Here is a 14,239-nt window from a genome sequence, read left to right as displayed (position 1 = left end):
GTGCCTGCGGATCGTTCGAACCTGCATTGAATCGTGCCACCTCGACAAACCGATCGGGGACGGGAGTCGCCTCCAGGACGCCGCTCAGTCGGCGCCCGTCCCATCTCGGCCCTCCCAGCCTGCGTGCCGACGTGCACCAGCTCAGCCGAGGTGAGTACTGGTTCAGCATCCCTCCAGCACCGCTATCAGGTCCCCGAGGAGCGCATCGGTACGCGCTTCGATGTCATCGAAAACATCGGTGAGGTTGTCGAGGCTCTCGTGGTCGCGGCGACGAGCGGCGATGCCGCGCTCGTAGTAACCGGAATCGAGGACGAGGTCGGGTTCGATCCGGGCGTCGACCTCGTCCTGTGGGGGAACGGGCAACACCTTCCGCGTCGGAGCGCGGCCGGATAGGTGTGCCCGTACCAGCATCGACACCGACTGCGGGGTCATCGGGTGTGCGTGCGGGAGGTGTCCCCAGCGGTCGATCGGACACAACAGTGGTTGCCGGCCCTGCTCTGCATCCAACGGGTCCGCGATGATCTCGATGGGATCGGTGAGGTGATGGCGCAGCAGATGCGTGCCGGGATATTGGTCGAGGAACGTCTGGATCTCCGCCCATCGCCGGTAGATCCCCACCGCAGGGTTGTCCCCGGTCTCGGGATCCGGTGGGAGACGGAACCGTTCACCGGTCCGGATGGTGGCCACCAGGGTGCCACTGTCGAGGCGGAGGTCACGGCGGCGCAGCCGGGTGATGTCGACAAAGCTCATACCGGTCGCGGCGAGAACCAACAGCAGGGCGTCGCGGCGGCCGAACAGTCCGCTGGGCCACCCGGCGCTGGGCAGCTCGACCGCTTTCTGCATCAGAAGGCGCCCGAGCCGGTCGAGACGCGAAGCGCGGGTGGCATCGAGGTGCCGCCGCACCGTCTCGGTTCGCCCGGTGGCGGGGTAGCCGTGATCGGTGTGGACGGCGTTGATCGCCGACAGACGGCGCCGCTGGGTCGCGTCCGCGGCGGGGTGTTCGTGCAGGAACAGTGCCAGGGTGTCGGGTGCGGCGGGGATCGGATGGTGGTCGGCGGCCGCGCACCAGTCGGCGAACAATGCCCAGTCGTGCCGGTAGCGACTCGGGATGCGTAGGCCCAGGGCGGCATCGTGAACATCGTTGCGGCGGATGTCGTCTCGTCCGATGCTGGTCATCGCAGTCACAACCCGAGATTCGTCACAGCGTTCCCGATGAGCGGGGCGTGTTCGCGAGCGTAGGTTTCGAGCATGGCGGGGGTGCTGTGCCCGGTCTGGCGCATGATCGCGTGCGCGGACGCGCCGTTGCGGAAGGCCTGAGTGACGAACCCCGCTCGCAACGAATGCCCACCGAGCTGTTGGACGATCTCGGGGTCGTAACCGGCCTGCTCGGCGCGACGACGGATCACCTGGTGCACCGCCGCCCCCGACAACGCGGTCTCGGACAGATTGCCGTTCTTCCGGATCGCCCGCAACCACGGCGACGCCGGGACCATGCGCGGCCGGAGTCCCCGGCACACGTGCGCCTCGAACGGCTCCGCGTTCCGGAGCAGGCGGATCACGGCGGGACGGCCCCCGGAGTCGAAGGCGGCGACGACCTGCGCCCACCGCAGCCACGCACACGGCGGGCAACTCGCATGCGAGTGGGTGAACGGCAAGGCCCGGACGGTGCCGCGGCCTTCCTGATCGGTCTTCGATTTGCGGAGGCGGATGTGCAGGCCGTCGAGCCGATGCAAGGACACGTCGTTGCAGGTCAGTGCGACGAGTTCGCCGCGGCGGAACGCCCCGGCGAACCCCAACAAGAAGATGGCGGAGTCGCGGCGTTCGAGGACCTCCGCGGCCCAGCCGCCGCAGTCCGCCCGCATCTTCTCGACGATGGTGACGACGTCGGCGGTGAGCAGCGGCGCCCGCGGATTCCGGGGCCGCTCCCCCGCCGCCGCGTAGTCCCGGCGGATCCCGGACAGGGTCGCAGTGACCAGCTCGTCCGCCCCGGGGGCGGGATGACCGGCGCGGCGATGGTGGTAGCCGATCCCGGCCACCCACCGCGCCAGGGTCGCCGGGGAGTAGGCCCGCTCCCCCGCCTCAGTCACGGTCGACGCCGCGTCGAGGAGGTAGGCGGCGACGGTGAGCGGATGCGCCGGCAACGCGCCATGTCCTTCGCGCTGGCACCAGGCGGTGAACCGGGCCCAGTCGGCGGTGTAGTTGCGGCGCGTCGACTCTGCGCGCGACCGCGACGCCGCCCCGGCCACCTGCGTGAGGGTCTCAGTCGGTAACACCGGCACGGACGGCGCGGCTGGGTCCGACGAGGTCGGGACAGGCGCGGAAACGTCGTCCGGGCGGCGGTGGATCAGGTCGTCGGGCACGGAACGGGAGCCTACCGCCCCGTTCGGACAGGTTTCCACCGGAAAACGCGCTCAGCAGGGGTTTTGACGGTGATGGTGCGCTAATGGCAATTAGCAGCACCAACGCCGTACAAACCATGAGTGACACACCCAAGCTCGCCCGATTTATACCATTCATACGTTTTAGCTTTGTCGAGATGCAGCGAAGATGAGCGAGATGGGCGGGGCAGATTAACTGGGCCGACTACAGCTTTATAAGGCTTCTGAGCTGCGGTTTCCTGGAATGACACCTTGACCGGCGCTCTCGTCTCACCGAGCCTCTGTCAATCTGTAGCGGCGTGTCCTGTCAATCTTCACTGCATCTCGACAGTAGGTGTTGAGATGCAGGGAAAATGGACAAGCCCGACCGCCTGGATCGACCACGATCACTTGGGTCGAAACCGCTTGTGCCTGCACTTATTCGCACGAAGAGCAGTCAGCGTCACCTACTTTCTGTGAAAGTAGCCTGTCAATCCGCCCGCTGCTTCGGGGTGCACCGATCGAGATCGCTGTTTCGATGGGCGGCGGCTGCGATCATCGGCGCGGAACCGCAAGGTTGTCGGGTAGGCGTGTCAAGATCACCGCCATGAACGCACAGACGAGCCCGGTCGCGGAATCGACGGTGGTACTGGCGATGGATTATGGGCAGTTCTGTCTCGACGGAGGACTCGGGGACATCGACAACGAGCTCGAGCTGCTCGAACACGCCCAGGCGAAGCAGCCCAGCGCCGGCGACGGCACCATGGTTGTGGTGCTGTGCCCGCATCAGAACAACTTCGAGATGCGCGTGGACGTGCAGGTCTTTGGCCGCCGCCCCGCAGCCGATCGTTCGGAGTGGCAGCAGGTCAGCGAAGACCGCCTCGAAGTCGACGGGTCCGGGATGCTGAGCCTGTCGTCCCCGACCACCGAGCCGGTCACCGTTGCGGTGCCGCCCGGGCAGTATGGGGTGCAGGTGTCCGGCCGTGGTTTCGTCAACTACGGCTGGCCCGGTTCGACCACCCCGGGGGATGTGTGGCGTCTGCGGCTGTGGCCCGACGACGACAGCGTCCTCGAACCCGCACCACTGTGGGAGATGCCGGGCTACGGTATCCCGGAGAACATCCCGCCCTCGACGGACGGAGCCGGCGGCTCGGCGACGGACGGATCATGAAGCCGCGGCCGAGGTCGACAATCCTGACTGTGCTGGTGTTCACCGGGTTCGGTGTGATGTGCGGGATCGCTGGCGCTGCCGTGTTGTGGGGCTTCGCCTCGCAACCGTTCGACTTCTACACCGCCGGCTACCAGTCGCTCGACTTCGCGTCCGTCCGCATCGACTCCCCCTCGCCCTTCGGGTACATGGCCGCACTGGTTTTCGGCAGTGGCGTGCTGGGAGCACTGGTCGGGACGCTCGTTCACCGGACCGGGTGGAGCCTTACGCGGCGTACACCTCGGTAGGGGCGCATCGTGTAAGCGTCGGACTGCACCAACATGGACGAGCGCTGTCACCACGCCCGTTAGCTGTCGATCTGCAGCAGCGTTTCCGGTCAGTCTTCGCTGCATCTCGACAACGGGCTTCTTTTCCGGTGTCGGTTTCTCGATTTCATGTCAGTAGCGGGACCTGAAAAGTGTCCGGACCAGCGAGGTTGAGGTCAGATCCGTACAGGACAGCGGAGATCCTCTCGCGACGACCCTTACTCCGGCGCGACCGACTTGAAGGACGGATGCCTTAGCAAAGGCGTTCTCCTACTGAAGTTCGAGTTCGACGTTGCGGAACTCGAAAATATCCACAAGCCAATCGAACACTGTCGGCCCCTCGGCAGCGATCGCGCGGTCCAACTCTCGGTGAACCCTCGCCTTGTTGTCGGGATGGCATTGCTCGAACCGGATCTCAAGCTGGCGAACAGTCTCTGCGTACCCGAGAGCTGAGCGTGACTCGCGACTGTACTGCCAGACGAAACGAAACGTCCCGTCTTCGGGTGTGCCATATCCGCCGGTCAGACAGTCAGCGAAGGCATCCAGATTGCGACCAAAATACCCACCGGGCCCCGATACTGCTTCGCCCACAACAGAGAGAAAATCCTCAAGCGACCGAATGCGACGGCCGTCGATGAAGTACACGGCATCTCTCTTCGGCATTCCAGCTCCATCCTCATCGTCACCGCCCCGACCTTCCGCACAATCTGCCGGTCGCAGCGCATAGGCGGCGGCGGACAGCGTTCTCCGCCGCCGCTTGGGCAAGGTTCCGAGACGGAGGTCTAGACGAGGGAGGGCTCTTTCACCGGATCAGCGGTCTCGATTGCAGGCAATGGCGGGACCAGGAACCCCTCGGTTTCGGCCGCCTGACAGAACTGCCGCCACCGCCGGCTGACGGTGGACTTGTCGATCTGCAATCGGTGAGCAACATCGATCTGCCGCAGTTGCGGGGACTTGATCATCATCGATGCCACGACTTGCACGGTCTCGTGGAACTCGGAGTCAGCGAGGAATCGAAGCAATCCCTCCTGGGTCTGCGCATATCCGTTGCGCGTGACGGACACCGCAGGTTGTTCCATTGTTGTCGGCTCGACAACCGAGTTGCAGGCGAAGGTGGTTCCCGAAGCAGTTGCATCGCTCTGTTCGGTCACGGGCCCGCCCTGCAACGGTGCGTGCGCGGCGCTGTGAGGGGTTGCCAGACCGCCGTCAGCGGTTGCGCCGTCTCCGGGAGCACGAGGCTCGGGACGCACCGCGATCCGAGGCGCGGTGGCAAAGACAGTCGAAGCGGGCGCCACGGTGTTGGTAAGCGCCGGAGTACCGGGAGAGGGTTGGTTGCGCTGGATCATCATCACGAACAAGTGGAACAACGCAAGCCACAGCAGCGGGAAAATCGCGGCAAACAGCGCTCCGATCCAGGGGACCTGCGGAACGAACCCGAGGTCCTCCCCTGCTGCAACTCGGGCAAGGTTGCGCTCAGCTGTCTGCCAGGCATGGAAGGCGTTGCCGACCACACTCAACAACACCGTCACCACGGCCAACGTGGCGCAGTACGCAAGGGTGTATCGGCCGCGGCCGGAGATGCGGAAGATGACATAGCCGGCGGTTGCAGCAGCTTGGGCAACGTCGATGGCAACCGGCGCCATCCATGCTCGTCCCGGTTGCACACCGACCTCGATCGCCAGGGCTCGAAGTGCATCGAACGACAGGATGAAGGACAGCGCTGCGATGAACAGGGTCATGGCGGCCACGGTCACCAACGCCAGTGTCATCTGTCGGCTCACGGGCAACTCGGTTCGCAACGCGGTTGCGGGCGGGGTTGTATCGTCGGGCATGACGGGATGGTGTCCTTCCTGACGGGTGGTAGTCCTGGTCAACGGTCCCCTTGCGGTTGCAGCCGCGTAGGGGACCTGCACTGCGTGCGTCGCGGGCCTGCAACGCACGCAGTGCTGGGGGTCGTAGTGCTACGTCAGAGTCCGTGCTTGTCGAGGTACTCCTGCAGCGCTTTGTCGGTAATCGACGCCTCGCTGATGGTTCGGTCTCCCGTCTCGTAGCGAAGTTTGTCCACTCCCCTACGCAGCCGCGCCTTGATGCTCGGACGGATTCGCGTGTTGTGCGTCGCCGACAGGCCCTCTGCCGGATCGGTGTCGCTTCCCGTCACTGACGGCGTGACCGAACGTGCAGGTACTGGGGTCGGCGCGGGCGTTGATTGCTCGATGCGCGTGGGGCGTTCGGGCAGTTCTTCGGCGGGGTGGGTCTTGCGGATCGCCGGCTGACGTTGTGCGGTCACGATGCACCTCCAGTGGTGAGAGACAGTTCGGCAAGAAGATCGCTGTAGGCGGTTTGGAGAGAAATCGCGCGACCACCTCGGAATTGGTGGATGGGTGTCCGTGCGCTGTGTGCGTCCTGACGAGTCGCCAGTTCCGGAATGATCGTGCGGGCTACGAGATCGCCATAGACCTCCCGCAGCTCGGTCTCCCGGAAGTTGTGCTCGGCGGTGCCGCGGCGGCGGCTGAGGACGATCTTGTCGAAGTTGAGGCGAGGGTTGGCACGTTTGCGCACCGTACGGATGGTTTCGTCGAGGCGTTCGACACCATGCACACTGTCGATCGTCGGTTCGGTGACAGCTACCACCCCGTCACAAGCGATGAGGACGGCGAACAGGACCTTGCCCAAGCTTGGTGGACAGTCGAACAGCACGACGTCGTAGGGACTCAGATCCAGGCCTTCGAAGGCGACATCGAGGCGGAAGACCAGGTCGTTTGAGCCATCGGACTCGATTTTGCCGAGCTCCTCGTCTGCGGGAATCAGGTCGACTCCGCCCCAGTCGGTCGCTATGACGGCATTTGCTGCGCCACCTTCGACGGTCTGGTTCATCAGGTGGTAGGTGGTGAGCATGTCGCCTTCGAGGGTCACACCGAGGCCGTTGGTGGCATTGCCCTGAGAGTCGGCATCGACGACAAGGACCTTGCCCCCTTTCGCTGACACAGCACTGGCCAGGCCGAGTGCTGTTGCAGTCTTGCCCACGCCGCCCTTCTGATTGGCAATGGCGATCTTGCGTGGTTGCATTGCGCACCTTTCAGTCGATGATCCGAGTCCGTGTTGCATCACGGCGCGTTCCTCGCGTGGCTTGCGTTGCAGGCGTGCCGTGCGTGGCGTGCCGACAGTGCAATCCTTGCGTTCCTCGCGTGGCTTGCGTTGCAGGCGTGCCGTGCGTGGCGTGCCCACGGTGCAATCCTTGCGTTCCTCGCGTGGCTTGCGTTGCAGGCGTGCCGTGCGTGGCGTGCCGACAGTGCAATCCTTGCGTTCCTCGCGTGGCTTGCGTTGCAGGCGTGCCGTGCGTGGCGTGCCCACGGTGCAATCCTTGCGTTCCTCGCGTGGCTTGCGTTGCAGGCGTGCCGTGCGTGGCGTGCCGACGGTGCAATCCTTGCGTTCCTCGCGTGGCTTGCGTTGCAGGCGTGCCGTGCGTGGCGTGCCTACGGTGCAATCCTTGCGTTCCTCGCGTGGCTTGCGTTGCAGGCGTGCCGTGCGTGGCGTGCCTACGGTGCAATCCTTGCGTATCTCGCGTGGCTTGCGTTGCAGGCGTGCCGTGCGTGGCGTGCCTACGGTGCAATCCTTGCGTATCTCGCGTGGCTTGCGTTGCAGGCGTGCCGTGCGTGGCGTGCCTACGGTGCAATCCTTGCGTATCTCGCGTGGCTTGCGTTGCAGACACGCCGTGCACCATACGCAACATGTGCATTGCGTGCACGCAGTGCATGCCATGCACGCAATACACGCGACGCATGCGATGCATCCACTGATTGCTCTGCACGCGTAGCTCACTTGCGTGACGCACACGCATTGCACGCAGTGCATGCACGAGACGCGGAACGCCTATTTGAAAGGGCCTGATCACCCGGCTCCTCCCGATCCTTTATGGGAGAGGGGTCGATGGCATTGCTGACAAGGCCGGCCAACAGAAGAAACGAAAAGGTATGCCAGCATTGCTGACCTTCTCCGGGATGGATGGGTAGGGCCGCCTACCACGACGGGGTGGCGGGGGAGGGGCGATCGTGTCGTGCGCACATCTGCAGACGTGGTGCCACAGATCACATTTCGAGCCCGTAGAACTCGGTACGATGCCCACGGTCGAATCTCCGGATTCGCCGATGTTCCGTCGGGGGGATGTCGGTTGTCGACGCGATTGCTGCGACCCCTCGACTTGTTGTGTGCCGAGTTCTCTATAGAGCGATGTGAGGCGCCGAGGAATGGGAGGGCGTCTATGGACCCGGTAGTGGGTGTAGTGAGCGAACTACTTGCACATGCGCGGGGGCATGAAGCAGCGTCCGTCTTCGGGCTGATTCCGACGATCGAGCGGCTCCGTGACCGTCCCTTGCAAGTGCTCCGTAGTGACGATCTCGCCCCTGGCGTCTTTGGGGTCTGGCGCAGTTACCCGGAACGGGACGAGATTCACTACGCCCCGTGGGTCGCGACTCCCGATCGGACCGTTGCTCATGAATTCGGGCACATGCTGCTGGGCCACAGGGGGGTGCCCGCGTTGGAGACTGCAAAACGGACGCTTCCCCCGGAGTGGCATGACATGGCCAGTTTGATGCTGCGCGAGTGTGGCCAGCTCGACGGTCTCGACGAGCCTCGGCGGCGCCTCGAGGTGGAGGCGGAGGCGTTCGCGTCGGAGTTGTGTCGGCGGATTGCCGGGGCAGGTGGGGCTCGGTCGGCTCGGATTCGATCGTTGCTGAACGAGGCGTTGTAGCGGTGTTGGCTTCGATCGTCGTGTCGGTCTTGTTGTGGTGGGTGGCTCTCACTCGGTTGTGGCGTTGGCGCACTTCGCGCTCGGTTCTGACGCTCGGTACCGCTGTGGTGTTCATCTTCATGGCGCTGCACACGACGGTGAATGTCGGTGCGGTCGATCGGCTCATCAGCGAGGCCGTGGGGGTTGCGAACGCAACGTCGGCGGTCAAGCACGGGATCTTCTTCGGGATCTGTCTCGGCGCGTCGATCATCATCGTGGCGCTTCGGGTGCCCGACGTGGATCGTCAGCGGCGGTGGATCGCACCTCTGTCGGCAGGAGCGGCGGCTGCAACCGCGGTGGCGGTCGCGTTGTTCTTCTCGGCGGAGGACGCTCCTCAGGCGACCGATGGTTACCAGTTCGACGAGCTCTACGTGCATCTGCCGGGCTATGCCGACTCCGCGGCCTTCGTGATGGGGGTGGCAGCCGTGCTGTGCACCGTCATCACTGTGGTCGTGTTGCTAGGTTGGGATCTGGGCACGCCCTCAGGGCGGGGGCTGGCGATCCTGGCCTGTGGGGTTGCTGTGCTGGCATCGTATGCGTGGATTCGGGGCGGATACATCGTCGCTGCGCGCCTCGGGTGGGTCGAGACCTCGACGTATGCGCTGGATCTGACGACCCAGCTGGCTCTGATCGGAGCGGTTCTGACCACGTTCGGGCTGCTGTGGTCCTCTATCGAGGGCGTGTTCCGGAGTCAGAAGCAGCGTCGGGACTTCGCGGAGCTGTACACGGTGGTGGTGAAGGAACGCTGGCCGGGGGTGATCCGGGGCTCGTGGGCTTCGTTCGATCCGTCCCGGCGTACCGCGGACCGGGCGAATGAGGTGCTCGATGCGCTGTCGATGCAGGCCGATGTGGACAAGTTGCCCGAACATGGGGTGCCTGCGACTCCGGAGTCGATCGCGCGGTGGGTGGACACCGGCGAGTCCGGGGGCATCGGGGTCGATGGGTTGCGGCCCCCGGTGGGGTTCGATGCGGTCAAGTGGGTGCGCGCCGTCGGTAGGGCGTTCCAGGATATTCACCTCTGCGATAAGGCGGAGATGCGGAAGTGAAAGACCTGGTGGCCAGGGTGTTGACCGAGATCGCTGCGCCGTGGACGGTGAATATCGCGTCGTGCTTGATTCTCGGTTTCGCGATCGGTCATCCGGGCTGGGGCGCCTTCGTTGCGCTCTTCGCCGGGGTGCTGCCGATGGCGTTGATCGTGTGGGGGATGGTGCGTGATCGGATCGGGAACCATCACGTGACGGAGCATTCGGAACGTCATGGGTTGATCGGGGCGATCCTCGTCCTGGTGCTTGTGGCGCTCGTTGTGCAGCTCGTAGCCCAGGGGCCGAAAGAGATGATCGCCCTGACGTGCGCGGGCTTGGTGACCCTGGTGGGGATCGGAGTCTGGACCAGTGGGGTCGGCGTCAAGGCGTCGGTGCACTTGGGGGTGTGGTGCGGCGTTGTCGCTGTCCTCGCGGTCGCACTGTCCCCCTGGTGGTGGACCGGATTGGTTCTCGCGCCGGCGATCGCATGGTCCCGGATGAGGTTGAAGCATCACACGAGGAAAGAAATTGCGGTCGGTGCCGTCACTGGCCTGGTCATTGCGCCGTTGACGTATCTCGCGATCGTGAACTTCCCCTATTAGGGCCGGGTGGGTTCGTCGTCGTAGGGGTTGTAGGTGCGAGCAGCTGCTTCGACGTCCTTGGTTCGCAGGGATTGCACCCACGAGATGTACCGCACAGCTTTTTCGAACGAGTCGTCGTCTGCGAAGTACTGCAGCGGGACGCGGAAGAAGTCGGCGAGGTCCTGGGCGACTTTCAGGCCCGGATTGGGGCGTTGACCGTTGAGCAGCATGGAGATGTAGCCCTGGGTGATGGATCCGCCGTTGCTGCGGATGCCATCGACGATCTCGTTCATGGTGAACGGGCCTCGGTCCTTGGGGTGGACGTTGTCGATCAGGTAGCGGAGCTTTTCGGCGAACGTCGCCACGGTGGACCTCCTCGTGAATCTCGACAACGGCCAGGTGAACCGGGCTTGTCAAATCTACAACCACCCCCACTGCGTGAATCGACTCGCCGCTGTGGGGGCTCCTCTACGTCCATCGTCTATCACCACGGTAATATTACGATCGTGATTTTGACCTTCGGGGGGTTTCCGATCGGATGGTCGGCGAAACGCAGGAGTGCGGGTGAATGTGCCGGCGGGGTCACCGTGTCGGTCTGCTCGACCGTCGGTGAGCGCGCATCCACAGCGCTCTCACCTGTTCCTCGGTTGTCTCGAAGATGCGTGCCAGCTTCAGGCATTCGGCATCGGTCAACGGGCGCTCGCCCCGTTCGAGACGGGAGTAGGTGGACTTCGACAACCCCAGTTCGTGAGCAATGTCGGCCTGCGCCATGCCCTGTCGGGTCCGCCAGCTCGCCAGGGTTTGTACCCCGTCCGGCACGACGGCAAGTTCACTCACTGCGACGTCGAGGACTGAGGCCACGCGTTCGAGCGCACTCGGGCTCGGTGCTCCCTCGCCGGTCTCCCAGCTTCGGATGGTGTTGTACGTGACCCCGGACAAGCGTCCGAGGTCGGAGCGGGACAGGCCCCGTTCGCGGCGCACCTCGGTGAGCCGGGTGGGATCGAACCCGTACAGGGCGCGGCGCGGCACACTCACCTCCGTCTCGGGTCCACTCCGGTAACTCTCGCACCAACTTTGCCGCATATGCGCAGCTAGGTGGAAATCACCGCCGACATTCTGTAGGAAATAACTGTGGGAAATACCTTCGATCTGGAGTAAGGTCGTAGCCGCGAAGGAGGGGAATATGAGCGCGTGGCCCAAACGCTTTGCAGCCGTATCATTTTCGGCAGCTGTGCTGGCTACTGCCGGCCTGGGTACCGCCCCGGCCTATGCCCAGTCGAGTACGGGCGATGAACCGCACTGGCTTGGAGAGCTGGTCTCGGACTGCCCGGATCTGTACGTGCTCGGAATGCAGGGCACCACCGAGACCTCGCCCGATGCGCCGGTGAAGGTCGATACCGGAATGCTGGCGAACATCATGGGGCCGCTGCTCGATCAGGCCCGCCAGCTGGGCGCGAGCGTGGACCGGGCGTATGTGCCGTATCCCGGTTCGTTCGGTGGTCTGACGCCCGGCGGCACCGAGTCGTATGTGGAGTCGGTGACCGCGGGGGAGGAGAACCTGTCCCTGGCGGCGCAGAAGGTGCTCTCGCAGTGCCCCTCGGCCAAGCTCGCCGTGGTCGGCTTCTCCCAGGGCGCCCATGCCGCATCGAACTTCCTGCGGTCGGTCGGCAAGGGCACCGGGGTTGTTCCGGCCCGCTCGGTCGCAGCCGGTGCCTTGTTCGGCGCGCCGACCCGCAGCCCCGGATCGGGATTGTTCCCCGGGACGCCGCAGACGGCCCCGTCACCGGTTCCCGGTACCAGGGGGGAGGCGGTCAAGGCGCTGTCGTCGGTGTCGTTCACCGCCCCCGAGGGGGGTGGCATCGGGCCGGTCGCCGATCTGACCAGCAGCTACGGCAGCCTGTCGGGGCGGGTGTTGTCCTGGTGCCAGGGCGGGGATCTGGCCTGTGATGCGCCGGCGAACGCGCCGGTCGTGCGGGCGGTGGTCAATGTCGCCGGTCAGGTCGAGGTCGGCGGGGATCCGTTCGTCGCGATCTCCACGGTCGGACGGGCGCTGGCGTCGACGGCGTTCAAGACCGCCGTCGATGTGGTCAACCAGGACATTCAGGCGCCGAAGAGCGCGTTGTCGGCGATCTCGGTCCAGCCGAAGAAGACCATTTCGCAGCGTCTGGCCGAGGCATCCGATCCTCGGGCGACGCCGCCGACGGGGCAGGAAGTCACGGCAGCGTTGATGAAGGTCGGGCTGATCGGCATCAACGCGGCGGTCACGGTCGTCAAGAAGGTGCTGACCCCGGAGACGATCGCGGCGGTCGCGGCGGCTGGGCTGGCCAATCCGGCTGCGGCCTTCGGTGTGCTCGCGGCCAAGACGGTCAGTGTGCTGCCCGAGCTGGTCCCGCCGGCGACCTCGCAGCGGTTGGTGCGGCAGGCGTTCCAGGTCGTGCAGAACGAGGTCAAGGCCAACCGGGACGCGTTCGACCTGGTGGCGATGACGACGGTGCGCAATGTCGCCGCCGAACACGGCTCCTACGGGTCGGTCCCGGCCACCGCCAGCGGGCAGGCCCCGACCCGGTTCGCTGCGTCCTGGCTCGCTGCGGTGGCATCCGACCTCAGCGCTGCGGCCGACTCCACCACCTCTACGACGGTGACCTCCACGTCGACGACGCCGACCACCACGACGGTCCGGCCGTCGGCGACCACCTCGACCACCCCGTCGTCACAGACGGCGACGTCCACCACCCCGGAACCGGCCGTGACCACCACGACTGTGGTCGACGCGGGACCGACGGTGCTCGATCAAGGCGGCATCTCGGCCGCCGAACTCAACTGATTCACGCCTCGACAGAAGAGAGAACCACTGATGAGCAAGCATCACAGGCCGTCACGGATCGCCAAGGCGAGCGTCGTGCCCGCCACGGCCGCCGCGATCGTGGCAGCGGGCACCGGTGTGGCCTGGGCAGCTCCGGTCGAGCTGCCCTCTCAGGGCGGGGTGACCACCCCGGCACCGTCCACCCAGGGCGGCACCACCAGCGCGCCGAAACCGCCGGCCAAGCAGATCTACTGGACCCCGCCGCCGACGCAGCAGCGCGAGTACGCGCCGCTGCCGGACTACAACTACGACACCAACCGCTATGAGCGGCAGTCCACCCCGGCGCCGATCAACCCGCTTCAGCTGCGTGCCCCGCAGCCGGTCACCCCCGAACCGATCTACATCGCTCCGCCCGAGAAGATCATGATCGGCGATTTCCACTTCAACCAGCCGAACTGGGTCACCGACGACGACCGGGAGCGCACCAACAACACCGCCGGTCTGATCCGATCGGACGTGGCGACGTTCTACAAGTCGATCGGTATCGAAGCCAGCCGTGCCGATCGTGTCGCTGCTGCTCAGATCGGCGCGACGGTGGCCGGTGCGGCAGCCGGCGCTGCGGCCGGTGCCGTTCCCGGTGCCCTGATCGGCGGCACCATCGGCGGTATCGCCGGTGCCACCGCCGGTGGTGTGGTGCCGCTGCCGATCCCGGTGCTGCCCGAGGTCACCACCGGGGTCGCCGGGACCGCAGCCGGAGCAGCGATCGGCGCTGCGGTCGGTGCGGTCCCCGGCGCAGCACTCGGTGGCGCGGCCGGCCTGGCTGCCGGAACCGCCTTCGGTGCCGGCGACGACGAAGGCCAGCCCATCGAGGTTCAGCTGCCCGACGTGGGCGAGGACGTGCTCACCGAGCAGGCCGGTTCCACGGTCGAGCAGTGGCAGTCCTCCGGCCCGGTCGGACAGGCCGCCGCCGACGCCGTCCGCAACGTCGTGCACACCGCTCCGCAGGTCGATTCGCAGGTCCGTGAGTGGGTCAAGGTCCAGCCCGGTGGTGAAGGCGTGATCGCCGGTGTGGACAACGCTCTGGACACCTTCTTCGGCGGTTCGGCCGGCACTGCCGCCGAGATGATCTCCACCGCGATCGGTGACGGCATCGTGCCTGCCTGACCTGCCCGAACAGTTTTCCGGTGGGGGCGGGTAGCCCCGCTCCCACCACCCGA

Annotated in this window: 14 protein-coding genes; 6 read left to right on the top strand and 8 right to left on the bottom strand. The window is 65.5% G+C overall.

What is annotated here, in order from left to right:
- Window positions 1-162: 162 nt before the first annotated feature.
- Entirely contained in the window at window positions 163-1,176 is a 1,014-nt protein-coding gene (locus M3330_RS23755; protein WP_121209507.1) for a hypothetical protein, read from the bottom strand.
- 5 nt (window positions 1,177-1,181) lie between these two features.
- A complete protein-coding gene (locus M3330_RS23750; protein WP_255029340.1) occupies window positions 1,182-2,345 on the bottom strand; it encodes a tyrosine-type recombinase/integrase in 1,164 nt (387 codons plus the stop codon).
- A 619-nt stretch (window positions 2,346-2,964) separates the two neighbouring features.
- Between M3330_RS23750 and M3330_RS23745 the strand changes: the two genes are divergently transcribed.
- Together M3330_RS23745 and M3330_RS23740 are read left to right on the top strand one after the other, a co-directional pair.
- Window positions 2,965-3,528: a hypothetical protein gene (locus M3330_RS23745; protein ID WP_255029134.1), complete on the top strand. Its 564-nt coding sequence runs from the start codon at window positions 2,965-2,967 to the stop codon at window positions 3,526-3,528.
- Window positions 3,529-3,557: 29 nt separating this feature from the next.
- Window positions 3,558-3,812 carry a hypothetical protein gene (locus tag M3330_RS23740; protein WP_064257224.1) on the top strand — a complete coding sequence of 85 codons (255 nt, stop codon included), beginning with the start codon at window positions 3,558-3,560 and terminating at the stop codon, window positions 3,810-3,812.
- Between the two features lie 288 nt (window positions 3,813-4,100).
- Here the strand turns inward: M3330_RS23740 and M3330_RS23735 are convergent, their stop codons facing one another.
- The 4 genes from M3330_RS23735 to M3330_RS23720 form a co-directional block, all read right to left on the bottom strand.
- Window positions 4,101-4,493: a barstar family protein gene (locus M3330_RS23735; RefSeq protein WP_255029132.1), complete on the bottom strand. Its 393-nt coding sequence runs from the start codon at window positions 4,491-4,493 to the stop codon at window positions 4,101-4,103.
- 119 nt (window positions 4,494-4,612) lie between these two features.
- Window positions 4,613-5,662, bottom strand: coding sequence for a DUF2637 domain-containing protein (locus tag M3330_RS23730; RefSeq protein WP_255029130.1), 1,050 nt, complete (start codon window positions 5,660-5,662; stop codon window positions 4,613-4,615).
- Window positions 5,663-5,796: 134 nt separating this feature from the next.
- Window positions 5,797-6,117: a hypothetical protein gene (locus M3330_RS23725; RefSeq protein WP_006553234.1), complete on the bottom strand. Its 321-nt coding sequence runs from the start codon at window positions 6,115-6,117 to the stop codon at window positions 5,797-5,799.
- A complete protein-coding gene (locus M3330_RS23720) occupies window positions 6,114-6,896 on the bottom strand; it encodes a ParA family protein (protein WP_255029339.1) in 783 nt (260 codons plus the stop codon). The genes M3330_RS23725 and M3330_RS23720 overlap by 4 nt, the downstream gene beginning before the upstream one ends.
- Before the next feature lie 1,683 nt (window positions 6,897-8,579).
- Here M3330_RS23720 and M3330_RS23715 point away from each other — a divergent pair.
- Both M3330_RS23715 and M3330_RS23710 read left to right on the top strand, forming a co-directional pair.
- Window positions 8,580-9,662 carry a hypothetical protein gene (locus tag M3330_RS23715; RefSeq protein ID WP_255029335.1) on the top strand — a complete coding sequence of 361 codons (1,083 nt, stop codon included), beginning with the start codon at window positions 8,580-8,582 and terminating at the stop codon, window positions 9,660-9,662.
- Window positions 9,659-10,240 carry a hypothetical protein gene (locus tag M3330_RS23710; RefSeq protein ID WP_255029333.1) on the top strand — a complete coding sequence of 194 codons (582 nt, stop codon included), beginning with the start codon at window positions 9,659-9,661 and terminating at the stop codon, window positions 10,238-10,240. The genes M3330_RS23715 and M3330_RS23710 overlap by 4 nt, the downstream gene beginning before the upstream one ends.
- On the opposite strand, the gene M3330_RS23705 is transcribed toward M3330_RS23710, so the two are convergent.
- Both M3330_RS23705 and M3330_RS23700 read right to left on the bottom strand, forming a co-directional pair.
- Window positions 10,237-10,584: a helix-turn-helix transcriptional regulator gene (locus tag M3330_RS23705; RefSeq protein ID WP_255029331.1), complete on the bottom strand. Its 348-nt coding sequence runs from the start codon at window positions 10,582-10,584 to the stop codon at window positions 10,237-10,239. The genes M3330_RS23710 and M3330_RS23705 overlap by 4 nt on opposite strands.
- Window positions 10,585-10,801: 217 nt before the next feature.
- Entirely contained in the window at window positions 10,802-11,254 is a 453-nt protein-coding gene (locus tag M3330_RS23700) for a helix-turn-helix transcriptional regulator (protein WP_252174434.1), read from the bottom strand.
- A gap of 148 nt (window positions 11,255-11,402) precedes the next feature.
- Here M3330_RS23700 and M3330_RS23695 point away from each other — a divergent pair, with 148 nt between their 5' ends.
- On the top strand, window positions 11,403-13,043 hold the full coding sequence (locus M3330_RS23695; RefSeq protein ID WP_255029330.1) for a cutinase family protein: 1,641 nt from the start codon (window positions 11,403-11,405) through the stop codon (window positions 13,041-13,043).
- A gap of 30 nt (window positions 13,044-13,073) precedes the next feature.
- Entirely contained in the window at window positions 13,074-14,186 is a 1,113-nt protein-coding gene (locus M3330_RS23690; RefSeq protein ID WP_255029329.1) for an insoluble domain protein, read from the top strand.
- Window positions 14,187-14,239 lie beyond the last annotated feature (53 nt).

The sequence above is a fragment of the Rhodococcus sp. GA1 genome (assembly GCF_024321955.1).
Lineage (GTDB): Bacteria > Actinomycetota > Actinomycetes > Mycobacteriales > Mycobacteriaceae > Rhodococcus > Rhodococcus pyridinivorans.
Note: the sequence above shows the minus strand (reverse complement) of the source record. Positions and strands in the feature narration are given on the sequence as shown.